This is a genomic window from Phenylobacterium zucineum HLK1 (assembly GCF_000017265.1).
Lineage (GTDB): Bacteria > Pseudomonadota > Alphaproteobacteria > Caulobacterales > Caulobacteraceae > Phenylobacterium > Phenylobacterium zucineum.
In genome coordinates, this window is sequence record NC_011144.1 from 1,377,397 (window position 1) to 1,400,358 (window position 22,962).

Here is a 22,962-nt window from a genome sequence, read left to right on the forward strand (position 1 = left end):
CGGAGCGGGTCCGCCCCGGCGTGGCCCCAAGGGCTCCGGCGGGCGACGCGCTTGCCTGAAGGCCGGCGAGGGGCGCCTCCCGAGGCTCCCGGATCGACGGCCCAGATCGCACGACGGCGATCTTGTCGCCGACGAACCTCCGGAGCGCCGTCCGCCTCATGCCGTCCGCCTTCTTCACGATCGGTCACTCGACGCGGCCGCTGCCGGACTTCGTCGACCTTCTGAGGGAGAACGGTGTCGACCTGGTCGCCGACGTGCGATCGATGCCGCGGTCGCGCACCAACCCGCAGTTCAACGAGGCGGACCTGCCCGCGGCGCTGGCGCCATGGCAGATCGGCTACGCGCACCTGGCCGAGCTCGGCGGCCTGCGGGCCAGGCAGCGGAGCATTGATCCGTCGTCCAACGGCTACTGGCGGGTGCGCAGCTTCCAGAACTACGCCGACTACGCCCTGACGCCCCCGTTCGCGGCCGGCCTGGGCCGCCTTCGTGACCTCGGCGCGCACCGCCGCTGCGCGATCATGTGCGCGGAAGCGGTCTGGTGGCGCTGCCATCGACGGATCATCGCCGACTACCTGCTCGCGGCCGGCGAAGAGGTCCGGCACATCCTGGGGCCCGCGCACGTCGAGCTCGCCCATCTCACGCCGGGCGCGGTCGTCCACGGCGACGGCCGCGTGACCTATCCGGCCGCCGATCCGTCGACGGGTTAGGCCGGCCCCGTCGACGACGCCCGCGTGCAGCCGAGGGCGCCCTCCGGGCCGGGCCGATCCGCGGCGGGTTTGTCCGGGCGCAAAGTACGCGCCCGGCCGAGCGGGCAGGCTCTTCAACGAAGGAGACGAGCATGACCCTCGAAACCACCCTCGTGCGCGACATCGCCGTCACCCGCCCCGGGGCGACGGCCGTGCTCCGCCGGCACAGGATCGACTTCTGCTGCAACGGCGGCCTGTCGCTGGCCGAGGCGGCCGCCCGCCGGGACGTCGACCTGGGCGCGGTCGCGCGCGAGCTGGAGGCGCTCACGCCCGAGCCGCGGACGACGCCCGAGCAGCCGGAGGCGCTGATCGAGCATATCCTCAAGCGCTTCCACGAGGTCCATCGCCGCGAATTCCCCGAAGCCATCCGCATGGCCCGGCGGGTCGAGGCCGTGCACCGGGCCAACACGGACTGCCCGCACGGCCTGGCGGATCATCTGGCGCAGATGTCCGAGGACCTGGAGAGCCACCAGCAGAAGGAGGAGCGGATGCTCTTCCCGATGATGCTGGCGGGCGGACGCGGCATGACGGGCCTGCCGATCCGGCGGATGCTGGTCGAGCACGAGGAGGTCGGCGCGCAGCTGGAGCGGCTTGCGGAGCTGACCGGCGAGTTCGAGCCGCCACAGGGCGCCTGCACGACCTGGCGCGCGCTCTATCAGGCCTGCCGCAAGCTCGACGAGGATTTGCGGGAACACATGCACCTGGAGAACAACGTGCTGTTTCCGCAGTTCGCCCGAGCGCTCTGATCCGGAGCGGCGTTCTGACTCGCGCCAGACACGCCCCCGGGTGCGGCCGCCCTGCGGCCCCCCATGGGTCCTCCCGCCCGGCGGGCCCTCGGCCCGGTGCGGGACGCCCCGACAGGGAAGGTCCGCGTCCGCCGGCGGCTTTCGTGGGGGGTGGCGACGACGCCGCGTTCCTCGAAGACATTCGGGCTTTCCTGGCGCGTGAGCTGACCCCTGATCTCCGGGAAGCGTCGCGGCGGACCGTGGGCGTCTACACGGACGTGGCGAGCGGCTTGGTCTGGCATCGCCGCCTGCACGCCCGAGGCTGGATCGCGCCGGCGTGGCCGGCGCAATGGGGCGGCGCGGGCTGGAGCGCGCGCCAGCGCTACCTATGGGACCGCGAGTGCGCGCTGAACGACGCCCCGGTGCTCTTCGCGGCCGGAGTCCGCAGCCTGGGGCCGTTGCTGATCGAGGCCGGAACGGCCGCACAGCGGGCGGAGCACCTGCCGCGGATCCTCAGCGGCGAAGCCCTGTGGTGCCAGGGGTTCTCCGAGACGGGCGCCGGGTCGGACCTGGCCGGCGTCGCCACGCGCGCGGCGCAGGACGGAGACGACTATCTGGTGACGGGGGCGAAGGTCTGGACGACCGGCGCGCACCTCTCGAACTGGATGTTCGCCCTGGTGCGCACCGCGGACGGCGACCGCAAGCAGGCCGGCCTGACGTTCCTGCTGATCGACATGGCGAGCGCCGGGATTTCGGTCTCGCCGATCCGAGACATCTCGGGCGAGCACGAGCTGAACCAGGTCTTCTTCGACGCCGTGCGGGTTCCCGTCGCCAACCGCGTGGGCGCCGAGAACGATGGCTGGGTCGTCGCCAAGCGGCTGATGCAGCTCGCCAGGTCGAACAACACGCCGGCGGCGCTGGTCCGCCGCTCCCTGAACCGCGTCCGCCGCGTCGTGACTGAAGACGCGGCGGCGGACCCCGCCCTGCGGCGTCGCCTCGCCGAGCTGGAGATCGAGCTGGAGGCCTTCACGGCGCTGGAGCTGGCGGCGCTCCCGGAGGGACGACCCGAGGCGTCGGCCGTCAGCGCCCCCTCGATGGTCAAGCTGGTCGGCACTGAGCTGCATCAGAAGGTGCACGCGCTCGGCGTCGATGTCGCCTGCGCCGCCGGGGCCCCGCACCTGGCCGCCGGGGAGTTCGGCGATCCTGAACTCGACGCGGCGCAGCTCTTCATGGCCAAGCACCTGGCGGGGCGCGCGTCGACGATCTACTCCGGGAGCAGCGAGACCCAGAGGAATGTGATCTTCCGAGGCCGGCTCGGCTCGCGGCCGTGACCGTGGACGCTCGCCGCCGCCTTACGGCCGGCGTCGGCGCAGCCCGGCTGATCGAGGCCCGGCGTCGAGCCGCGACATGACGGCCGCGCCGGCGCGCCCCAAGACGGCGGCCGGGGAGGCCGTGGAGATCTTCGGCCAAGTCGCGGCGAGCGCCATCGGCGCTCCGCCCCGCCGGATGCGCCCAGCGCACGAGCGCCACGAGCTGCCGACGTCTCAGGTCATGGCCGCGGAAGAGGCCATATTCGATGCAAAAACGGGTGATAATGCGTCAGATGTGGTAAGTAATAGAATCTTGAGAACTGTAATTCAAGGATGTGTCCCAAGAGGCCCGGGCATGATGCCTGCGTATTGTTGGTATCGTTAGTAAGTTGTACGGCTTGGTTCTGCGGGCCACGATCCCGCCCTTTCTGGTCGCATCCGCCGCGGCCAGCTTTGCTTCACCGGCAAGGGCCGAAGCGCAGACCGGTGGAAGCCCCACCATCACCCTCGGTGCAGCCACCCAGCAGGTCGGGAAAGGCGCCGGCCAGACCCGCGGCGAGCCCACGGTCTTCGCGGCGTTGCGCACGGGCAGGGGCCCCCTTTACGCGAGCGCCTCGGCGAACACGGTCAGGCTCGGTCCCGGTGGCGAGGGCGAAGCAAACCTGACCGTGGGCGCCAGGTCGAAGGCGGCCGGCTTCGAAGGCCATGCCGGCGTCCACCTCATGCAGCGGCTCGGTGCGGAGGAAGGCTTCGACGGCCGATGGGTCGAGTACGAAGTGGGCGTCTCGCGCGCCCTCGGCCGCGCGAGCGCCGCGCTCATCGTCAACTATTCGCCGGACGCCGACGGCCCCGCTCGGGAGGCCTGGTGGAACCAGGCTCTGGTCGCCTGGGGCCTCACGGACGCGAGCCGGATCTCGGCAGCCGTGGGTCGCCGGACGGCCGACGGTGGGGGCGACTACAACGCCTGGAATATCGGGTTCACGCACCGAACCCCGGCGGGCGCGGCCTTCGACGTTCGCTTCCTCGACACCGACAAGCACGAGTTCGGCGGCGAGTTCGGTCGACGCCTCGTCGGCACGCTCTCCCACACCTTCTGATTCCCACACCTTATGGCGGTCCGGACGTCGACCGGACCGAGATGCACCTCGTGTGCGACCGCCGCCAGAAAGAGGCCCCACAATGCGTCTTGCCAACCTATCCGTATCGCGAAAGCTGGTCCTGGCTTTCGGGATCATGGTCGCCATCAGCATCGCGTCTTCCGCCCTCAGCATCGTCAGGATGCGCGAGGCGGCGGAGGCGACGCGGTGGAACAACCACACCCATGAGGTGCTGGCCGCCGCCAACGCGGTGGGCGCGGCCATGGTCGACCAGGAGACGGGCGTCCGGGGCTTCCTGATCGCGGGCGACGATCGCTTCCTCGAGCCCTACGAGGCGGGCGGCAAGGCTTACGGCGAGGCGTTCGAGCGCCTGAAGACCCTGACCTCTGACAACGCGGAACAGCAGGTCCGCATTGAGGCCCTGGGCGTTGCGGCGGCTGGCTGGCGCGACCAGGTCGCGGCCGTCGAGATCCGCAAGATGAAGGATCCCGCGATGGTCGAGGAAGCTCGCCAGATGGAGGCGTCGCAGGCGGGGAAGACGTTCATGGACGAGATCCGCGGGCGGCTGGGCGAAATCCGCTCGGCGGAAGAGGTCCTGCTTGAGAAGCGCTCCACGGAGCAGCGCCAGGACGAGGCCGAAGCCCAACTCACACTGATCCTCGGCGGCGTGGCCGGCGTGGTCTGCGCGATCATCCTGGGCGTCATGCTGAGCCGGGCGATCGCCGCGCCGCTCGTGGCCCTGCAGGGCGTGATGCGCAAGCTGGCGTCCGGCGACAACACCGTCGAGGTCGACGGCGTCGATCGCAAGGACGAGGTGGGGGCCATGGCCGCGGCCGTGCAGGTGTTCAAGGAGGCGGCCATCGAGAAGCTGCGGCTGGAGGGCATGACGGCCGAGCAGGCGAAGGCCGCCGAAGAGGACCGCCGCCGGCAGGAGACGGCCAAGGCCGAGGCCGCCCGCCAGCTGGCTCTGGTCGTCGAGAACATCGCCGCCGGCCTGGAAAAGCTGTCCGGCGGGGAGCTCACCTACCGCATCGTCCAGCCGTTCTCGGGCGAGTACGAGAAGCTCCGCACCGACTTCAACGCCGCCATGGGCCAGCTGCAGGAAACGATGCAGGTGGTCGCGGGCAATGTTCGCGCCATGACGGCGGGCGCCGGCGAGATCAGCCAGGCCGCCGACGATCTTTCCAAGCGGACCGAACAGCAGGCCGCGAGCCTGGAGGAGACCGCCGCGGCGCTCGACCAGATCACCGCCACCGTCCGGAAGACCGCTGAGGGGGCGATCGACGCCAGCACGGTGGTGAACACCGCCAAGGAAGACGCCGAACACTCCGGCGACGTCGTCCGCAACGCCGTCTCCGCAATGAGCGAGATCGAACGGTCCGCCCAGCAGATCAGCCAGATCATCGGAGTGATCGACGAGATCGCCTTCCAGACCAACCTGCTGGCCCTGAATGCGGGCGTGGAAGCGGCGCGGGCCGGCGACGCCGGCAAGGGCTTCGCGGTGGTCGCTTCGGAAGTCCGCGCGCTCGCCCAGCGCTCGGCCGAGGCGGCCAAGGAGATCAAGACGCTGATCGGCGCGTCCACCCAGCAGGTGGCGCAGGGCGTCTCGCTGGTGGGTGAGACCGGGGAGGCCCTGGAGCGCATCGTTGGCCAGGTTTCCCGGATCACCAGCATCGTGACCGAGATCGCCGCCTCCGCCCAGGAGCAGGCCACAGGGCTGCATCAGGTGAACACAGCGGTGAACCAGATGGACCAGGTGACCCAGCAGAACGCCGCCATGGTGGAGGAGTCGACGGCCGCCAGTCACAACCTGGCGCAGGAAGCGCAGGAGCTTTCGACCCTCATCGGACGCTTCAAGGTCGGGCAGACGGCGGCGGCGCCGCTCAAGGCGCGGACCCCTGCGGCCCCCCGCGGAAGGCGCCCGGCGCTGAAGGCGGTCTCGAGCCACGTCGGCGGCGGAGGGGCCCTGCGCAAGCCGGAGGTCGAAGTCGTGGCCGACGCCGATCGCTGGGAGGAGTTCTGATGACGCGCCAGGCCCCACCCGTACGCGACCTGCCGGCCGAGCTGATCTCGATCCGTGTCGGCGACCAGCTGTTCGCCCTCGACATCATGGTGGTTCGCGAGATCCGCGGCTGGTCGGCGTCGACGCCTCTGCCGCAGGCGCCAGCCTACGTGCTGGGGATGATCAACCTGCGCGGCACGGTCCTCCCGGTGCTCGACCTGGCCTCGCGCCTCGGCCTGCCTCCGAGTCGTCCCGACAGCTCGTCGGTGGTGGTCGTGGCCGAATTCGGGGCGCGGCCCGTGGGCCTGTTGGTCAGCGCCGTGTGCGACATCATCACCGTCGCGCCGGAGCAGGTGCAGACCGCGCCCGACCTGGGCGATCTCGGGGAGAGCGCCGTCGTGCAGGGGGTGATCACCCTCGAAAACGAGATCGTAACCCTGCTGGATCTGAATGCGGCCTGGCCGGAGGCGCTATTGGCGGCGTGAGGTGCGGTCGGTCAGGTCGCGCCTGGCCTTCCGCGCGCGCGAGCAGACACGAGGCGATCGTCGTCAAGACGTCGTCTCCCGCCGCAGAGCGAGTCAGCTGAGACACATCCTCAGGGTCGGTTCACGGCAGGTCGGCGGGTGGAGGTGGAGGCAGCGGCGGCTCGCGATCGCCCGCAGAGGTCAGAACAGATGCTGGCTGAGGCGCGCAGGCTTCTCGTCGGAAGGGTCGGCTGACGAGCGCGCTTCTCGACGTCGCGCCGGAGACCGCCCCGGCGCAATCAGCTCGGTAGCAACAGACTTGAACGTCTCTGAAACGAGCGAATTCGAAGGTGCAGATACAAAACCGCTGCTCTGCCAGCTGAGCTGATCCGGCCCGGTGGGCCCGCCGCCTATGGGGGGAAGCCGCCCGCTTCCGCAAGGGCGCGGTTGGACGGCGGGCGCGCCTGTGCTTGCCTGGCCGGATAACCAGACAGGGAGGGTCCGATGCGGTTCGAAGAGTACCGGGCGCACGATGCGGTGGGGCTGGCCGAGCTTGTGGCCCGCGGCGAGGTCTCGGCCGGCGAGCTGCTGGACGCGGCGGTCACGCGGATGGCGGAGGTCAACCCGCGGATCAACGCCGTCACCCTGGACCTGTCCGACGTGGCGCGGACGGCGGCGCCCGGATCGGGGCCGCTCGCGGGCGTCCCGTTTCTGCTGAAGGACCTGGGGGCGACGCTGGCCGGGACGGTCACCAGCGGCGGCTCGAAGCTGTTCGCGGACGCCGCGGCGGAGGCCGACAGCGCTACGACCCGGCTCTACAAGGCCGCGGGGCTCAACATCTTCGGCAAGACCAACACGCCCGAGTTCGGCCTGTGGCCGGTCACCGAATCCGAGCACCTGGGCGTCTGCCGCAATCCCTGGGATCTCGCCCGCACGCCGGGCGGCTCGTCGGGCGGGGCGGCGGCGGCGGTCGCGGCCGGGATCGTGCCGGCGGCCCACGCCAGCGACGGCGGCGGCTCGATCCGCACGCCGGCCGCCTGCTGCGGCCTGTTCGGGATGAAGCCGTCGCGGGGGCGGGTCAGCTTCGCGCCGCAGGGCGAGGGCTGGGCCGGCGCCTCGGTGCAGCACGCGGTGACGCGGTCGGTCCGGGACAGCGCCGCCCTGCTGGACGCCGTCTGCGCGCCGCAGCCGGGCGATCCCTATTTCCTGCCGCCGCCCGAGCGGCCGTTCCTGGAGGCGGCGGGCCGCGATCCCGGCCGGCTGCGGATCGGCTTCACCACCGCGGCGCTGCAGTCGCAGGCGCTGGACCCCGAATGCGCCGAGGCCGTGCGCGACGCCGCGAAGCTCTGCGAGGACCTCGGCCATGCCGTGGAAGAGGTGAAGGTCCCCGGCGACTTCCCCGCCATGCAGGCGGCCGCCGGCCTGGTGATCGCCGCCAGCGTCGCGGCAAACCTCGACGCCGAGGCCGAACGCCGCGGCCGGCCCGTCGGGAAGGGCGAGGTCGAGGGGCTGACGATGGCCACCTACCGGCGGGGGCAGGGGGTGACCGGCTCGGCCTACGTCCAGGCGCTGGCGACGCTGCACGCCTTCGGCCGCGACGTGGCGGCGCTGTTCGAGACCTACGATGTGCTGCTGCTCTCGACCCTGGGGCGTCCGGCGATTCCGATCGGCTGGATCTTCGAGGACCGGGACCAGATCGCCGATCGCCTGTTCAGCTTCATGCCGAACACCCAACCCTTCAACAATTCGGGGCAGCCGGCGATGACCGTGCCGCTGGCCTGGAGCGGGGAGGGCTTGCCGATCGGCCTGCAGTTCGTCGGCCGCACGGGCGAGGAGGCGATGCTGTTCAGCCTGGCGGGCCAGCTGGAGCGGGCCCGGCCCTGGTTCGACAGGGTCGCGCCGCTCTAGGCCCTTCGCGCGCGGCGCTGCTGGATCAGCCAGGCGCCGATCACGCCCGTGGCCACCGCCCCGATCAGCAGGGTCGAGACGGCGTTGATCTCGGGGTTCACGCCCAGCCGAACCTGGCTGTAGATCCGCATCGGCAGCGTGGTCGCCCCGGGGCCCGAGGTGAAGCTCGCGATCACCAGGTCGTCCAGCGACAGCGTGAAGGCCAGCATCCAGGCGGCGGCCACGGCCGGGGCGATGTTGGGCAGGGTCACGGTGAGGAACGCCTGCCAGGGCGTGCGGCCAAGGTCGCGGGCGGCCTCCTCCAGCCGCGGATCGAAGCTGGCCAGCCGGGCCTGCACCACGACCGTGGCGTAGCAAAGCGTCAGGGTCGCGTGGCTGAGCGTCACCGTCCAGAAGCCGCGGGGGACGCCGGCGGCCACGAACAGCAGCAGGAGCGACAGGCCCAGGATCACCTCGGGCATGACGAGGGCGCCGTAGATCATGCCCGCCAGCCCCGTGCGGCCGCGGAACCGCCCGGCGCGGGCGAGGGCCACCGCCGCGAGGGCGCCGAGCCCGGTCGCCATCGTTGCGGAGAGGGCGCCGACCCGCAGCGTCGTCCAGATCGCCTCCAGCATCTGCCGGTCGTGGAACAGGGCCCGGTACCAGCGCAGGGAAAAGCCGCTCCAGACGGTGACCAGCCGCCCGTCGTTGAAGGAGTAGAGCACCAGGATGGCGATGGGCGCGTAGAGGAACAGCAGGCCGAGCCCGATGGCCGCGACGCCGAAGGCCGAGGGTCCGCGCCTCATCCCAGCACCCGGCGGGGCTGGCGCTCGAACAGCAGGATGGGGACGAGCAGGGTGGCGAGCAGCGCAATCGCCACCGCCGAGGCCGCCGGCCAGTCGCGGTTGGCGAAGAACTCGGTCCAGATCACCCGGCCCAGCATCAGGGTCTCGGAGCCGCCCAGCAGGTCGGGGACCACGAACTCGCCCGCCATGGGGATGAAGCAGAGCAGGGCGCCGGCGGCCACCCCGGGCAGCGACAGCGGGAAGGTGACGGTCCAGAACGCCCGCAGCGGGCCGGCCCCCAGATCCCGCGCCGCCTCCACCAGCCGCTCGTCCCGGCGTTCCAGCACCGCGTAGAGCGGCAGCACCATGAACGGCAGGTAGGCGTAGACGAGCCCGAGGATCACCGCGGCTTCGGTGTTCAGCAGGTCGACCGGCGGCAGGCCGGCGGCGCCGAGGACGGCGTTGAGCAGGCCGGCGGGCTTGAGGATGGCGATCCAGGCGTAGATGCGGATCAGGAAGCTGGTCCAGAACGGCAGGATCACGGCCAGGACGAGGGCGCTGCGCAGGCGCGGCCGGCAGCGGACGATCCCCCAGGCCATCGGGTAGCCGACCAGCAGCAGGAGGACGGTGGCCGTGGCGCTGATCCGCAGACTGGAGGCGTAGGCGTCCAGGTAGAGCCGGTCGGCGGCGAGGCGGGCGTAGGTCTCGAGGTCCAGCCCCGCCAGGAACGCCCGCAGCCCGGCGACACCGGCGCTCCAGTCGATCCGCGGCGCGTAGGGCGGCATCGCGAGCGCCGTGTCGGACAGCGAGAGCCTGGCGACCAGCAGGACGGGAAAGCCGAAGAAGACCAGCAGCCACGCATAGGGCAGCAGGGCCGCCAGGCCCGACCGGTCGCGCCTCATGCGGGCAGGTCCCAGGCCGCCTCGGCAGGCCACGACAGCCAGACCGGCGCGCCGGACGGCGCGGGCGGCTCCCCCGCGGTGTTGGCCCGGCTGGCGAGGATGCGCCCCTCGGCGGTGTCGACCACGTAACGGGTGCGGTCCCCCAGGAACGCCGCCTCGCGCACCGTCCCGGCCAGGCTCCCGGGGGCTGGCGCGCCGTGGACCTCCACCCGCTCGGGCCGCACCGCCAGCCAGCCGCCGCCGTCGCGTGGCAAGAGGTTCACCTCGCCGACGAACTCGGCCACGGCCCGGCTCGCCGGCCGCTCGTAGACCTGGCGCGGGGCGCCGACCTGGACGATGCGGCCCGCCTGCATCACCGCCAGCCGGTCGGCCATGGCCATCGCCTCGTCCTGGTCGTGGGTGACCACGACGAAGGTCAGGCCGAGCCGGCGCTGCAGGGCCGTAAGTTCGCCCTGGGTCTCGCCCCGCAGCTTGCGGTCCAGCGCCGCCAGCGGCTCGTCCAGCAGCAGGATCCTGGGACGCGGCGCGAGGGCGCGGGCGAGGGCCACGCGCTGCTGCTGGCCGCCGGACAGCTGGTGCGGCTTGCGGCCGGCGAGCCCCTCGAGCTTCACCAGCGCCAGCATCTCCTCGACGCGGGCCGCGGCCTCGCGCCGGGGCAGGCCCTTCAGGCCATAGGCGACGTTCCCCGCGACCGTCAGGTGCGGGAAGAGGGCGTAGCTCTGGAACATCATGCAGACCGGCCGCCGGTGGGGCGGGAGGCCGGCGACGTCCGCCCCGTCCAGCAGGATGCGGCCGGCGTCGGGCGTCTCGAACCCGGCCAGCAGGCGCATCAGGGTGGTCTTGCCGCAGCCCGAGGGGCCGAGGAGGGCGAAGAACTCGCCTTCGCGGATGGCGAGGTCGACCCCGTCCACGGCGGCGTGGCCCGCGAAGCGCCGGCTCACGCCCTCGAAGCGGACGATGTCGGCGGCGGTGCTCACCGGCCGGTCAGGACCCGCGTCCACTGGCGGTTCACCTCGCGCAGCAGGGCCTGATCCTTGGTGGTGGTGACGAAGAGCCGGTCCATCAGCTCGGGGCCCGGATAGACGTTGGGATCGTTCCGCACCGCCGGGTCCACCAGCGCCGTCGCCGCGGCGTTGGCGTTGGCGTACTGGGTGTAGTCGGAAGCCCGCGCGATCACCTCGGGGCGGAGCATGTAGGCGATGAAGCGGTGCGCCGCATCGGGGTTCGGCGCGTCCTTCGGGATGGCGAAGACGTCGAACCAGACCTGGCTGCCCTCCTTCGGGACCACATAGCCCAGGGCGACGCCGGTCTTCGCCTCCTGGGCGCGCGCCTTGGCCTGCAGCACGTCGCCCGAATAGCCGACCGCCACGCAGGCGTCGCCGTTCGCCAGGGCCTCAATGTATTCGGACGAGTGGAACTTGCGCACGTAGGGCCGGGCCTTCAGCAGCAGGTCGGTGGCGGCCGCGTAGTCGGCCGGCGCGGTCGAATTCGGGTCCTTGCCCAGGTAGTTGAGCGCGACGGCGTACATGTCCTCGGAGGCGTCGAGGAAGTAGACGCCGCAGTCCTGCAGCCGGGCGAGGTTGGCCGGCTCGAGCACCACCGCCCAGCTGTCGATGGCGACGCCCGGCAGGCGCCTGGCCACCTCGGCGGCGTTGTAGCCGATGCCGATCGTGCCCTGCATGTAGGGCACGGCGTACTTCGCGCCCGGATCGAACGCGGCCAGCCGCTCCATCAGCGGCGGCGAGAGGTTCGACAGCCCCGGCAGCTTGGCCTTGTCCAGCGGCTGGACCGCGCCGGCGGCGATGTAGCGGGGCAGGTTGTGGTTGGACGGGACCACCAGGTCGTAGCCGGTGTTTCCCTGCAGCACCTTGGTCTCGAGCACCTCGTTGGAATCGAAGGTGTCGTAGACGACGCGGACGCCGGTCTCCTCGGTGAAGGCGTCGAGCAGGGCGGGGTCGATGTAGTCCGACCAGTTGTAGATCCGCAGCTCCTCGGCGGGCTTTCCGCCGCAGGCCGCCAGCATCAGGGCCAGAGCCAGCCCGACCGCCTTCGCCCAGTGCGCCCAGTGCGCCATGCCATCCCCCAAAGCTTGCGGCGCAGGTTATAGGGGCTCGTTCCGACCCGTTAAGCCCGAAAAGCCGAGCGCCCCGCCGATGCCCGCCCTCTGGACCGCGACCCTGCCGGTGCTGCTGCTGGTCGCCTCGAACGTGTTCATGACCTTCGCCTGGTACGGCCACCTGAAGGTCGAGCACCGGCCGCTGTGGATCATCGTCCTGGTGAGCTGGGGGATCGCGTTCTTCGAATACTGGCTGGCGGTGCCGGCGAACCGGATCGGCCGGCTCGTCTACGAGCCGGCCGAGCTGAAGGCCATGCAGGAGGTGATCACCCTGGCGGTGTTCGCCGTCTTCTCGGTGGCCTACCTGGGCGAGAAGCTCACCCTGAACCACGGCGTCGGCTTCGCGCTGATCGCGCTGGGCGCCTGGTTCGTGTTCAAGGGGCCGCTCCAGCCGCCCCTCTAACCGCCGGGCGCCGCGCCGGCGGGCGGGACCATGACCGTCAGCTCGTTGGTCTTGGTCATGAACTTCACGCCCTTGACCCGGCCGTCGGTGTACTTGCCCCAGTAGCCGCTGACCTCGATCGGCGTCTCGACCTGAGCGCCGGGCGCCGTGGGCTTCGTGGCGATCACGTCCACCTCGTAGACCCCGTCGGGCGGCGAGGCGGCGTAGATCCGCGGCAGGAACGCGGGATCGCCCCAGCCGGCGCTGGACGTCTTGCCCGTCGCTTTCAGGTTCAACCCGCCGGCGTGGCTGACCTCGACGGATCCGGAATCGACCGAGAGGATCTGCTCCTGGCCCGCGTACATCGCGGCGGGCCGCGCGAGCGATTTCTTCTTCTCGGGGGGCGGGGTGGCCTCGGCCTGGCTGACCTGGCCCTGGCAGGCCGTGAGGGACAGGCAGGCCAGGGCGCCTGCGACAAGCATCATCCTACGCATGGCGATCGCGTTTCTCCCGTGTTCCGGGCGGCGATTCTTTTGTGATGCCGTCTGGCGACTCGCGGGCCGCCGCCCTCGCCCTGCGGGCAGTTTGCGCCGATAACCGCGTTTGGCGAGCTTTTTCGGCCGCGTGCTTTGGCGAAAGCCCCGCTCGGCCTATAAGCGCCGGTCTCCGATCCAGGCCCCAAGATACATGTCGCGCATCCTCATCACCTCGGCCCTGCCCTACATCAACGGGATCAAGCACCTGGGAACGCTCGCGGGCTCCATGCTGCCGGCGGACGTCTATGCGCGCTTCCAGCGGGCGAGGGGGCGCGAGACCCTCTACATCTGCGCCACCGACGAGCACGGCACGCCGACCGAGCTGGCGGCCGCCGAGGCGGGCCTCGACCCGGCGACCTTCTGCGCCCAGCAGCACGAGGTGCAGCACCGGCTGGGCCGCGCCTTCGGCCTCTCCTGGGACCACTTCGGCCGCTCGTCCTCGCCGCAGAACCACCGCCTGACCCAGCGTTTCGCCCAGACCCTGTGGGAGGCGGGCTTCATCGAGGAGCGGGTCACCCAGCAGGTCTATTCCAACGCCGACAGGCGCTTCCTGCCCGACCGCTACGTGATCGGGACCTGCCCGCACTGCGGCTACGAGGCCGCCCGCGGCGACCAGTGCGAGAACTGCACGCGGGTGCTGGATCCGGCCGACCTGCTGCATCCGCGCTCGGCGGTCTCGGGCTCGACCGACATCGAGATCCGCGGCTCCAAGCACCTGTTCCTGCGCCAGAGCCTGTTCGCCGGCAAGCTGCGCGACTGGATCGAGGCCAAGCGGGGCCGCTGGCCGCACCTCGTCACCTCTATCGCCCTGAAGTGGCTGGACGAGGGGCTGCAGGACCGCGGCATCACCCGCGACCTGGAGTGGGGCGTGCCGGTCAACGCCTTCGAATGGGGCCCGAACCCCGACGGCAAGCTGCCCGACGTCGAGGGGCTCGCCGGCAAGGTGTTCTACGTCTGGTTCGACGCGCCCATCGAGTACATCGGCGCCACCTGGGAATGGGCCGAGAGCCGCGCCGTCGAGGCAGGCCGCCCCGGCGCGGACGACATCGAGTGGGAGCGCTGGTGGCGCGGCCCCGAGGCGTCGGACGTGACCTACGTGGAGTTCATGGGCAAGGACAACGTGCCCTTCCACACCGTGGGCTTTCCCTGCACCCTGATCGGCGTGAACGAGCGCCTGGGCGCCGGCGGCGCCTGGCGGGTGGCCGAGGCGCGGCCGTGGAAGCTGGTCGACGACCTCAAGGGCTTCAACTGGCTCGACTACTACGGCGGTAAGTTCTCGACCTCGCAGGGCCGGGGCGTCTTCATGGACCACGCGCTGGAGCTGCTGCCGGCCGACTACTGGCGCTGGTGGATCATGGCCAACGCCCCCGAGACCTCGGACGCCACCTTCGCCTGGGAGCAGTTCCGCGACCAGGTGAACGCCGACCTCGCCGACGTGCTCGGCAACTTCGTCAACCGCATCTGCAAGTTCGCCGAGAGCCGCTTCGAGGGCCAGGTCCCCGAGGGCGGCGAGCCGGGCGAGCTGGAGACCGCGCTGGAAGCCGACGTGCTGATGAAGCTGCGCGAGCTGACCGGCCATCTCGAGGACCGCGAGTTCCGCAAGGCCACCACGGCGCTGCGCCAGCTCTGGGTGCTGGGCAACCAGTACCTGACCGAGGCCGCGCCCTGGACCGCGATCAAGACCGACCGCGACCGCGCCGCGGTGGCGGTGCGCTACGGCCTGAACCTGGCGGCCCTGTTCGCCAAGGTCTCCGAGCCCTTCATCCCGTTCGCCGCCGAGAAGGTGTCGCTGGCGCTGGGCGAGCCGTTCCCGGCGGCCTGGCCGGCGCAGGACGGCGAGGGGCTGCTGACGGCGCTGGAGCCGGGACGCAGGATCGCCGCGCCCGAGGTGCTGTTCCGCAAGATCGAGGAGACCCAGGTCGCCGAATGGCGCGAGCGCTTCGGCGGGCCGGAGGCGGCCGAGACCGCCTGACGGAGCCTAGTGCGCCTCGCCGCCGCCGCCGTTCCTGTGGCGCAGGTGGGTGGCGACCTCCTCGGGCGTGATGTCCATGAAGTCCGGGACCACGGCGTTGTATTCGGCCGTGCGGTTCAGGTCGATCGCGATGGTCCGGTGGCCCTCCCACATCATGTGGAGCGCCACGTAGAGGACGATGACGAGGCCGACGAAGCCGATCCAGCGGTACTTGTGCAGCAGGCGGGCGATGGCGTGGGCGGCGACGCCCATCAGCGCGATCGACAGCACCAGGCCGAACACCAGGATGCCCGGGTGCTCCCGGGCGGCGCCGGCCACCGCCAGCACGTTGTCCAGCGACATCGAGACGTCGGCGATCAGGATCTGGATGAAGGCGTCCTTGAACGACTTCGCGGGCCGGTCGGTGGGCTCGGTGGCCGGGTCGGCGTCGAGGACGGCTTCGGCGTCGGCCTCGTCGTCGACCGCCTGGTTGCGCAGCTCCTTCCACATCTTCCAGCAGACCCAGAGCAGCAGCAGGCCGCCCGCGAAGAGCAGGCCGATGACGCCCAGGAGCTGGGTGGTGATCAGCGCAAAGCCGATGCGGGTGACCACCGCCGCCCCCAGCCCCCACAGGATCGCCTTGCGCCGCTGTTCCGGCGGCAGGCCGCCGGCGGCCAGGCCCACGGCGACGGCGTTGTCGCCGGCCAGGACCAGGTCGATCATCAGGACTTGCAGGAGGGCGGAGAGGGCGCCGGGGCTGAGCAGCTCTTCGAACATCGCGCCTCAATGCTTCAGCGGGCGACTGGCTGCAACTGTTCAGCCTCGCGGACGGCTGGCCTCGTAGAGCGCGATGGCCGCCGCGTTCGAGACGTTGAGGCTCTCGAAGCCGCCGGGCATGGGGATGCGGGCCAGCTCGTCGCAGCGTTCGGCCACCAGCCGGCGAAGGCCCTCGCCCTCCGACCCCAGCACCAGCACGACGGGCGAGCCGTCCAGCACTTCGCCGAGGCTGCGCTCGCCGCCGCCCGCCAGGCCCACCGTGCGCCAGCCGGCGTCGATCAGCTCGTCCAGGGCGCGGGACAGGTTCACCACGTGGGCGACCGGCGTCCGCTCGACGGCGCCCGCGGCGGCCTTGGCCAGGGCGCCGGTCAGCTTGGGCGCGTGGCGGTCCTGCAGGATGAGGCCCGCCGCGCCGAATGCGGCGGCGGAGCGGAGAATCGCCCCGACGTTCTGCGGGTCGGTCACCTGGTCCAGCATCAGCAGCACCGCGCCGGGCCGGGGTTCGAAGTCGGCGAGGTCGGCCTCGGGGAGGGGGGCAGGGCGCAGCGCCACCCCCTGGTGCACCGCCCCCTGCGGCAGGGCCTGGGCGATGGCGTGGTTGTCGGCGGGCTCGAGCGCCTTCAGCCGGCCGAATCGCGCCTCGATCTGCTTCGCCTTCTCTGGCGTGGCGAGCAGCCGCAGCGGGGCGCCGCGGCGGGGATTGGCCAGGGCGGCCTCCACCGCGTGCCAGCCCCAGATCCACTCGTCGGACGGGGCTTCGCGGGGCTTGCGGAAGCCGCTTTGCGGGCGGAATTTTTTCCCACGTCGGGCGTCGTTGCGTTCAGGGATCGAGGCCACTATAAGACGCGCTCCAAATCGGGGACCCCGGACGGGCCGCCGCTTTCTAGGACTGTGCAGACGGCGCTCAATAGGCCCCTCGCATCCCGGAGCGGAAGCATTTTCCGGGGAGCTCGAAGAGGCTCCGAGCGCGCTGGGGGAATGTCCCGAGTGGCAAAGGGGGCGGACTGTAAATCCGCTGGCGTAAGCCTTCGTAGGTTCGAGTCCTACTTCCCCCACCACGCGCCGGCCAACATTAGGAGATGCGGCGACCCCGCAGCGGTTTGGGCGGGTATAGCACAATGGTAGTGCAGCAGCCTTCCAAGCTGAGGATGCGGGTTCGATTCCCGCTACCCGCTCCAGCTCCTTGATTAGACAGTATCAACAAACGCCGGCAGGACCCTGATGGCCAAAGAGAAGTTTGAACGCACGAAGCCGCACTGCAACATCGGCACGATTGGTCACGTTGACCACGGCAAGACGACGCTGACGGCGGCGATCACGATCACGCTGGCGAAGTCTGGTGGTGCGACGGCGAAGAACTACGCCGACATCGACGCGGCGCCGGAAGAGAAGGCGCGCGGGATCACGATCAACACGGCGCACGTGGAATACGAGACGGCGAACCGTCACTACGCGCACGTGGACTGCCCTGGCCACGCCGACTACGTGAAGAACATGATCACGGGCGCGGCGCAGATGGACGGCGCGATCCTGGTGGTGAGCGCTGCGGACGGTCCGATGCCGCAGACCCGCGAGCACATCCTGCTGGCGCGTCAGGTGGGCGTGCCGGCGCTGGTGGTGTTCATGAACAAGGTCGACATGGTCGACGACGCCGAGCTGCTGGACCTGGTGGAGATGGAAGTGCGCGAGCTGCTTTCGTCGTACCAGTTCCCGGGCGACGACATCCCGATCGTGAAGGGCTCGGCCCTGGCGGCGGTCGAGGGCCGTGACCCGCAGATCGGCGAGGAGCGGATCCTGGAGCTGATGGCGGCGGTGGACAGCTACATCCCGCAGCCGGAGCGTCCGATCGACCAGCCGTTCCTGATGCCGGTGGAAGACGTCTTTTCGATCTCGGGCCGCGGCACGGTTGTGACGGGCCGGATCGAGAAGGGCATCGTGAAGGTCGGCGACGAAGTGGAGATCGTCGGCATCCGCGAAGTGCAGAAGACGACCTGCACGGGCGTGGAGATGTTCCGCAAGCTGCTGGACCAGGGCCAGGCGGGCGACAACGTGGGCGTGCTGCTGCGCGGCACGAAGCGCGAGGACGTGGAGCGCGGCCAGGTGCTGTGCAAGCCGGGCTCGATCACCCCGCACACCGAGTTCATGGCCGAGGCCTACATCCTGACGAAGGAAGAGGGCGGCCGTCACACCCCGTTCTTCACGAACTACCGTCCGCAGTTCTACTTCCGGACGACGGACGTGACGGGGATCATCAAGCTGAAGGAAGGCGTGGAGATGATCATGCCCGGCGACAACGCCGAGCTGCTCGTCGAGCTGATCACGCCGATCGCCATGGACCAGGGCCTGCGCTTCGCGATCCGCGAAGGCGGCCGGACCGTCGGCGCCGGCGTCGTGGCCAAGATCATCAAGTAAGGCCGCTAAAGCCCGTCATCCCCGGCCCACGGAGCGGCGAAGCCGCGAAGGCCGAGCCGGGGAGCCAACTCGAAGAGGCCGCCGGGTCACCCCGGCGGCCTTTTCTCATTCTGCGTCGGCGCCGGGCGGCCGGCGGGGCTTCACGCCCTCGGTCTGGTCGGTCTCAGCCTGGTTGGGCGCATGAGCCTCCCCCTGGCTCTCGCCCGAGGCGGGATCGGTGAAGGTCTTGGGCGTGGCGGCCTGGCCTTCCGCGCCCTTCGGCTCGGAGGCGGTGCGTTGCGGGCGGCCGGGCTTCTGCTCGTCGTCGCGGTTCCAGGCGGGGTCATGGGGTTCGGGCATGCCGCTCTAACGGCCGCGGCGGGGGATCGCTCCCGCGCAAGACGCTTGAAAACCCCCGTGGCTTGCGTCATACGCCTGCGTCCTACCCGACATCGTCAGAGTCTGCTTTTCTATCCGCCCGAGCGCGGACGACCGGTGCTCACCGGAAGGCGGATCGGACGGGCCGGGAAGGGTGCTGAAGGAGTGTAGCTCAGCTGGTAGAGCATCGGTCTCCAAAACCGAGGGCCGGGGGTTCGAGTCCCTCCACTCCTGCCACCCTATATGAGTGACGAAACGGGGCCCGGATGGCCTGGCCCCAGATGAGAGTTTGAAGACGCCGCATGGCCAGGAAACCGGGATCAGGCCCGCAAGCGATGAGGAACCGCGCCGCCAAGACGGCCGCGGCCATGTCCTCGCCCGCCGCGGTGTCTCAGGCTCCGAAGAAGAAGGTGAGCCCTGCCCAGTTCGCCCGCGAGGTCCGCGCCGAGGCGCGCAAGATCACCTGGACGAGCCGCAAGGAGACCTGGATCACCTCGGTCATGGTGGCGATCATGGTCCTGCTGGCCGCCGTCTTCTTCTGGGTCGTGGACCTCGGCCTGAGCTTCGGCGTCGGCCAGGTCCTGCGGCTGGCGAACGCCGGGTGATTTGAAGATGTCCGAAGCTGCCGTTTCCCCGCCCAAGGGCAATCCCCGCCACAAGTGGTACATCGTCCACGCCTACTCGAACTTCGAGAAGAAGGTGGCCGAGAGCATCCGCGAACAGGCGCGCACCCAGGGCCTCGAGGAGAACTTCTCCGAGATCCTCGTGCCGACCGAGGACGTGGTGGAGATCCGCCGCGGCCGGAAGGTCAACTCCGAGCGCAAGTTCTTCCCCGGCTACGTGCTGGTGAAGATGGAGATGACCGACGAGGCCTACCACCTCATCAAGAACACCCCGAAGGTCACGGGCTTCCTGGGCTCGGGCTCCAAGCCGATCCCGGTCTCCGAGAAGGAGGTCGAGCGGATCGTCGGGGCGATCGAGGAAGGCGTCGAGCGCCCGAAGCCGACCATCACCTTCGAGATCGGCGAGCAGGTCCGCGTCACGGACGGCCCCTTCGCCAGCTTCAACGGCTCGGTGGAGCAGGTCGACGAGGAGCGCGCCCGCCTGCGGGTCACCGTCTCCATCTTCGGCCGCGCCACCCCGGTCGAGCTCGAATACGGCCAGGTCGAAAAGATCGCGTAAGCTGGAGGCGCGTCACGTGCGACGCGCCGCCGGCTGAGACGATCTTTTGAACCACCAAGACCACCAAGATCACCAAGCGGTCGGCGCGAGCGTCGACCGCGTCGCCAAACAGGTCATCGACGCTGGCCTGAAGGTGCATCGGGCGTTGGGTCCGGGCCTGCTCGAATCCGCCTATGAGCACTGCCTTGCGCATGAGCTTGGACTGCGCGGTCTTCCGGTCCGCAGGCAAGTTCCCATGCCGGTGACCTACGACGGGATGGAGCTCGACGCCGGCTATCGGTTGGACTTGGTCGTCATCAATTTCAATGCCCGGCTTTTCAGGGACGGCGTTCGCCGGTTCGCGCTGTAGCTTGGCGTCCTTGGTGTCTTGGTGGTTTTCTGTCCTCCGGCCCCGGCATTGGTTGTTTCGCGCGCCCTTCGCTGATATGAGCGCGCGCTTCGCGGTTCGTCCGCGATTTCAAATCCGTGGGAGGGGGCGGCTGTCCTAACCCCGCACCACGGCTCAACCCGGCCGGTCTCCGGCCATGAGGAGCAAAGATGGCCAAGAAGATTCTGGGCTACATCAAGCTGCAGGTGCCCGCGGGCGCCGCGACGCCTTCGCCGCCCATCGGGCCGGCGCTGGGTCAGCGCGGCGTCAACATCATGGGCTTCTGCAAGGAGTTCAACGCCCGCACCGAGAAGGAGCAGAAGGGCACGCCCCTGCCGACCGTGATCACGGTCTACCAGGACAAGTCCTTCACCTTCGTCACCAAGACCCCGCCCGCGACCTACTACATCAAGCAGGCCGTCGGCCTTCAGTCGGGCTCGGGCAAGACCGGCCGCGAGACGGTCGGCAAGATCACCCGCGCCCAGCTGCGCGAGATCGCCGAGAAGAAGATGAAGGACCTCAACGCCAACGACGTCGAGGCCGCCGCGCGCATCATCGAGGGCTCCGCCCGCTCGATGGGCCTTCAGATCGTGGAGGCCTGATCCGATGGCTAAGCAACCCAAGCGCATGCAGAAGTGGACCGGCGACGTCGCCGCCACCCACGCCCTCGACGAAGCCGTCAAGCTGGTGAAGGCCAACGCCAACGCCAAGTTCGACGAGACCGTCGAGATCGCCGTGAACCTGGGCGTCGACCCGCGTCACGCCGACCAGCAGGTCCGCGGCGTGGTGGCCCTGCCGTCCGGCACCGGCCGCGACGTCCGCGTCGCCGTCATCGCCAAGGACGCCAAGGCCGAGGAAGCCAAGGCGGCCGGCGCCGAAGTCGTCGGCGCCGAGGACCTGGTGGAGCGCATCCAGGGCGGCTTCATGGACTTCGACCGCGTGATCGCCACGCCGGACATGATGGCCCTGGTGGGCCGCCTGGGTAAGGTGCTGGGCCCGCGCGGCCTGATGCCGAACCCGCGTGTCGGCACCGTCACGCCGAACGTCGGCCAGGCCGTGAAGGACGCCAAGGGCGGCTCGATCGAGTTCCGCGTCGAGAAGGCGGGCATCGTGCACGCCGGCATCGGCAAGGCCTCGTTCACCGAGGAGCAGCTCACCGCCAACGTGAAGGCGATGGTGGACGCCCTCAACAAGGCCAAGCCGTCGGGCGCCAAGGGCACCTACGTGAAGAAGGTCAGCCTGTCGTCGACGATGGGCCCGGGCTTCAAGATCGACGTGGCCTCGCTGGGCGTCTGACGCCCGGTCCATGCCGAAGATCGAGGGCGCAGCGGCGACGCTGCGCCCTTTTTCTTTCCGGCCTTCCTTCGCCGGCGCCCGAGGGAAGGCGAGGCGGGTTGAGTTTCGCGGCCGTCTCGTGTACACGCGCCGCCTCCGTCGATCCCGAAAGGGGGAGGCGAGGAAGGAAGGGCCTTCGGGCGCTTCCGTCCTGTCCGAGAACTGCGCAGACGCCGGGGCCGCTGGCGGACGTAACGCGGGGAAGAGCCCTTCCCCGGTCGCAGGGAGACGGGAAGATGAAGTTTCGCCGGCCGTCCGATCCGGATGGGCGCGAAGCTGCGGCTTCTCTTCCAGGACAGGTGCTTACCCGGCGACCGCAATCGCGCGGCCGTCGAACCTGAGTATGGAGACCGCAATGGACCGCGCTCAAAAGCAGGAAGCCATCGAAGCGCTCAAGGGCGTCTTCGCGGATTCCGGCGCCGTGGTCGTGACCCACTACCTGGGTCTGACCGTTGCGGAAATGACCGATCTGCGGGGCAAGCTGCGTGAGCAGGGCGCCCAGCTGAAGGTGGTGAAGAACACCCTGGCCCAGAAGGCTCTGGACGGTTCCGTCGGCGAAGCGGGCGACGCCCTCTTCAAGGGCCCCGTCGCGATCGCCTTCGCGCCGGACCCCGTCTCCGCCGCCAAGGTCGCGACCCAGTACGCCAAGGACAACGACAAGTTCACCGTCGTTGGCGGCCTGATGGGCCAGCAGGTCCTGGACCAGAAGGGCGTGAGCGCGCTCGCGACCCTGCCGTCGCTGGACCAGCTTCGCGGCAAGATCATCGGCCTCCTCCAGGCGCCCGCGACCAAGGTCGCCGGCGTGCTGCAGGCTCCGGCCGGTCAACTGGCTCGCGTCATGGGCGCCTACGCCGCCAAAGACGCCGCCTAGATCGTCACTTCCCCGACAACCCCCTACGTTTAAGGATCGAACGAAATGGCTAACCTCGAAAAGCTGGTCGAAGACCTGTCCGCCCTGACCGTCCTGGAAGCCGCCGAGCTCTCCAAGATGCTGGAAGAGAAGTGGGGCGTTTCCGCCGCCGCTCCGGTGGCCGTGGCCGCCGCTCCGGCCGCTGGTGGCGGCGAAGCCGCTCCGGCCGGCGAAGAGCAGACCGAATTCACCGTCGTGCTGACCGCCGGCGGCGACAAGAAGATCAACGTCATCAAGGAAGTCCGCGGCGTCCGTCCGGACCTCGGCCTGAAGGAAGCCAAGGACCTCGTCGAAGGCGCTCCGCAGAACGTGAAGGAAAACGTTTCCAAGCAGGAAGCGGAAGAGATCAAGAAGAAGCTGGAAGAAGCCGGCGCCTCCGTCCAGATCAAGTAGTTCGGCGCAAGCCGAACTATCCCGGACGCGCAGCGATCCGGGATCCAGACGAACGTCGAAAGGGCCGGGAGCGATCCCGGCCCTTTTTCTTTGGGTCTCCGGCGGCCGGGAACCCCGCGCGCCGCTCCCCGGTTGGTGGGGTGCGACAAGCGCAGATGACTGGAAGCTAGCACGCCCCGGGATACGCCCGGGCGAACCGGAAAAGGGCGGCGTCGGGGCTCCACCCGGCGCCGCCCGCATTCCGGCCTGCTTTTTTTGGCGGGGAGGGGCTTCCCAAGCGGCTGGAAAGGGCTTATTTCCGCCCGTTCGCGAACAACTCCCGATTC

At 70.1% G+C, this 22,962-nt stretch carries 25 protein-coding genes and 3 tRNA genes; 20 read left to right on the plus strand and 8 right to left on the minus strand.

What is annotated here, in order from left to right; translation table 11 throughout:
• Window positions 1–158 precede the first annotated feature (158 nt).
• The 7 genes from PHZ_RS06610 (at window position 159) to PHZ_RS06640 (ending at window position 8,252) form a co-directional block, all read left to right on the plus strand.
• The gene (locus PHZ_RS06610) at window positions 159–707 is read left to right on the plus strand and encodes a DUF488 domain-containing protein (protein WP_012521754.1); all 549 of its coding nucleotides are present in this window, start codon (window positions 159–161) and stop codon (window positions 705–707) included.
• A 131-nt stretch (window positions 708–838) separates the two neighbouring features.
• Entirely contained in the window at window positions 839–1,492 is a 654-nt protein-coding gene (gene ric / locus PHZ_RS06615; RefSeq protein ID WP_012521755.1) for an iron-sulfur cluster repair di-iron protein, read from the plus strand.
• Between the two features lie 143 nt (window positions 1,493–1,635).
• Window positions 1,636–2,802, plus strand: a complete 1,167-nt coding sequence (locus PHZ_RS06620; protein ID WP_012521756.1) for an acyl-CoA dehydrogenase family protein — start codon at window positions 1,636–1,638, stop codon at window positions 2,800–2,802.
• 368 nt (window positions 2,803–3,170) lie between these two features.
• Window positions 3,171–3,878, plus strand: a complete 708-nt coding sequence (locus PHZ_RS22615) for a hypothetical protein (protein ID WP_148216811.1) — start codon at window positions 3,171–3,173, stop codon at window positions 3,876–3,878.
• Between the two features lie 136 nt (window positions 3,879–4,014).
• The gene (locus tag PHZ_RS06630; protein ID WP_236611877.1) at window positions 4,015–5,901 is read left to right on the plus strand and encodes a methyl-accepting chemotaxis protein; all 1,887 of its coding nucleotides are present in this window, start codon (window positions 4,015–4,017) and stop codon (window positions 5,899–5,901) included.
• Window positions 5,901–6,365, plus strand: coding sequence for a chemotaxis protein CheW (locus PHZ_RS06635; RefSeq protein ID WP_012521758.1), 465 nt, complete (start codon window positions 5,901–5,903; stop codon window positions 6,363–6,365). The genes PHZ_RS06630 and PHZ_RS06635 overlap by 1 nt, the downstream gene beginning before the upstream one ends.
• A gap of 483 nt (window positions 6,366–6,848) precedes the next feature.
• Window positions 6,849–8,252 carry an amidase gene (locus tag PHZ_RS06640; RefSeq protein WP_012521759.1) on the plus strand — a complete coding sequence of 468 codons (1,404 nt, stop codon included), beginning with the start codon at window positions 6,849–6,851 and terminating at the stop codon, window positions 8,250–8,252.
• Here PHZ_RS06640 and PHZ_RS06645 read toward each other — a convergent pair.
• The 4 genes from PHZ_RS06645 to PHZ_RS06660 are packed head-to-tail and all read right to left on the minus strand — an operon-like array spanning window position 8,249 to window position 11,992.
• Window positions 8,249–9,037 carry an ABC transporter permease gene (locus PHZ_RS06645; RefSeq protein ID WP_012521760.1) on the minus strand — a complete coding sequence of 263 codons (789 nt, stop codon included), beginning with the start codon at window positions 9,035–9,037 and terminating at the stop codon, window positions 8,249–8,251. The genes PHZ_RS06640 and PHZ_RS06645 overlap by 4 nt on opposite strands.
• Window positions 9,034–9,918 (minus strand): ABC transporter permease, encoded by an 885-nt coding sequence (locus PHZ_RS06650; protein WP_012521761.1) that lies wholly within the window; start codon window positions 9,916–9,918, stop codon window positions 9,034–9,036. Before PHZ_RS06650 ends, PHZ_RS06645 begins: the two co-directional genes overlap by 4 nt.
• Entirely contained in the window at window positions 9,915–10,919 is a 1,005-nt protein-coding gene (locus PHZ_RS06655) for an ABC transporter ATP-binding protein (RefSeq protein ID WP_012521762.1), read from the minus strand. The genes PHZ_RS06650 and PHZ_RS06655 overlap by 4 nt, the downstream gene beginning before the upstream one ends.
• Window positions 10,892–11,992, minus strand: coding sequence for a polyamine ABC transporter substrate-binding protein (locus PHZ_RS06660; RefSeq protein WP_012521763.1), 1,101 nt, complete (start codon window positions 11,990–11,992; stop codon window positions 10,892–10,894). The genes PHZ_RS06655 and PHZ_RS06660 overlap by 28 nt, the downstream gene beginning before the upstream one ends.
• Before the next feature lie 79 nt (window positions 11,993–12,071).
• Here PHZ_RS06660 and PHZ_RS06665 point away from each other — a divergent pair, with 79 nt between their 5' ends.
• Complete coding sequence (locus tag PHZ_RS06665; RefSeq protein ID WP_012521764.1) at window positions 12,072–12,437, plus strand: DMT family protein; 366 nt, start codon at window positions 12,072–12,074, stop codon at window positions 12,435–12,437.
• Here the strand turns inward: PHZ_RS06665 and PHZ_RS06670 are convergent.
• Entirely contained in the window at window positions 12,434–12,910 is a 477-nt protein-coding gene (locus PHZ_RS06670) for a hypothetical protein (RefSeq protein WP_012521765.1), read from the minus strand. The two genes, PHZ_RS06665 and PHZ_RS06670, sit on opposite strands and share 4 nt — an antisense overlap.
• Before the next feature lie 193 nt (window positions 12,911–13,103).
• On the opposite strand from PHZ_RS06670, the gene metG reads away from it, so the two are divergent.
• Window positions 13,104–14,924, plus strand: a complete 1,821-nt coding sequence (metG, locus tag PHZ_RS06675; protein ID WP_012521766.1) for a methionine--tRNA ligase — start codon at window positions 13,104–13,106, stop codon at window positions 14,922–14,924.
• Window positions 14,925–14,930: 6 nt separating this feature from the next.
• On the opposite strand, the gene PHZ_RS06680 is transcribed toward metG, so the two are convergent.
• Together PHZ_RS06680 and rlmB are read right to left on the minus strand one after the other, a co-directional pair.
• Window positions 14,931–15,680, minus strand: coding sequence for a TerC family protein (locus PHZ_RS06680; RefSeq protein ID WP_012521767.1), 750 nt, complete (start codon window positions 15,678–15,680; stop codon window positions 14,931–14,933).
• A 39-nt stretch (window positions 15,681–15,719) separates the two neighbouring features.
• Entirely contained in the window at window positions 15,720–16,517 is a 798-nt protein-coding gene (rlmB, locus tag PHZ_RS06685) for a 23S rRNA (guanosine(2251)-2'-O)-methyltransferase RlmB (protein WP_012521768.1), read from the minus strand.
• A gap of 135 nt (window positions 16,518–16,652) precedes the next feature.
• On the opposite strand from rlmB, the gene PHZ_RS06690 reads away from it, so the two are divergent.
• From PHZ_RS06690 to tuf, 3 genes are all read left to right on the plus strand, one after another.
• Window positions 16,653–16,738, plus strand: a tRNA-Tyr gene (locus PHZ_RS06690).
• A 46-nt stretch (window positions 16,739–16,784) separates the two neighbouring features.
• A tRNA-Gly gene (locus tag PHZ_RS06695) sits at window positions 16,785–16,858 on the plus strand.
• Window positions 16,859–16,901: 43 nt separating this feature from the next.
• Window positions 16,902–18,092, plus strand: a complete 1,191-nt coding sequence (gene tuf, locus PHZ_RS06700; RefSeq protein ID WP_012521769.1) for an elongation factor Tu — start codon at window positions 16,902–16,904, stop codon at window positions 18,090–18,092.
• Window positions 18,093–18,197: 105 nt separating this feature from the next.
• On the opposite strand, the gene PHZ_RS06705 is transcribed toward tuf, so the two are convergent.
• Window positions 18,198–18,431: a hypothetical protein gene (locus PHZ_RS06705; protein ID WP_041373299.1), complete on the minus strand. Its 234-nt coding sequence runs from the start codon at window positions 18,429–18,431 to the stop codon at window positions 18,198–18,200.
• 179 nt (window positions 18,432–18,610) lie between these two features.
• Here PHZ_RS06705 and PHZ_RS06710 point away from each other — a divergent pair.
• The 8 genes from PHZ_RS06710 to rplL all read left to right on the plus strand — a co-directional run bounded on the left by PHZ_RS06710 (window position 18,611) and on the right by rplL (window position 22,636).
• A tRNA-Trp gene (locus PHZ_RS06710) sits at window positions 18,611–18,686 on the plus strand.
• A 65-nt stretch (window positions 18,687–18,751) separates the two neighbouring features.
• A complete protein-coding gene (gene secE, locus PHZ_RS06715; protein ID WP_041373300.1) occupies window positions 18,752–19,054 on the plus strand; it encodes a preprotein translocase subunit SecE in 303 nt (100 codons plus the stop codon).
• Between the two features lie 7 nt (window positions 19,055–19,061).
• Complete coding sequence (gene nusG, locus PHZ_RS06720) at window positions 19,062–19,631, plus strand: transcription termination/antitermination protein NusG (protein WP_012521771.1); 570 nt, start codon at window positions 19,062–19,064, stop codon at window positions 19,629–19,631.
• 46 nt (window positions 19,632–19,677) lie between these two features.
• Complete coding sequence (locus PHZ_RS06725) at window positions 19,678–19,980, plus strand: GxxExxY protein (RefSeq protein ID WP_012521772.1); 303 nt, start codon at window positions 19,678–19,680, stop codon at window positions 19,978–19,980.
• A 188-nt stretch (window positions 19,981–20,168) separates the two neighbouring features.
• Window positions 20,169–20,600: a 50S ribosomal protein L11 gene (gene rplK / locus PHZ_RS06730; protein WP_012521773.1), complete on the plus strand. Its 432-nt coding sequence runs from the start codon at window positions 20,169–20,171 to the stop codon at window positions 20,598–20,600.
• Window positions 20,601–20,604: 4 nt separating this feature from the next.
• Window positions 20,605–21,294, plus strand: coding sequence for a 50S ribosomal protein L1 (rplA, locus tag PHZ_RS06735; protein ID WP_012521774.1), 690 nt, complete (start codon window positions 20,605–20,607; stop codon window positions 21,292–21,294).
• 394 nt (window positions 21,295–21,688) lie between these two features.
• Window positions 21,689–22,204: a 50S ribosomal protein L10 gene (gene rplJ, locus PHZ_RS06740; RefSeq protein WP_012521775.1), complete on the plus strand. Its 516-nt coding sequence runs from the start codon at window positions 21,689–21,691 to the stop codon at window positions 22,202–22,204.
• Window positions 22,205–22,249: 45 nt separating this feature from the next.
• Complete coding sequence (gene rplL, locus PHZ_RS06745) at window positions 22,250–22,636, plus strand: 50S ribosomal protein L7/L12 (protein WP_012521776.1); 387 nt, start codon at window positions 22,250–22,252, stop codon at window positions 22,634–22,636.
• Window positions 22,637–22,962: the final 326 nt, after the last annotated feature.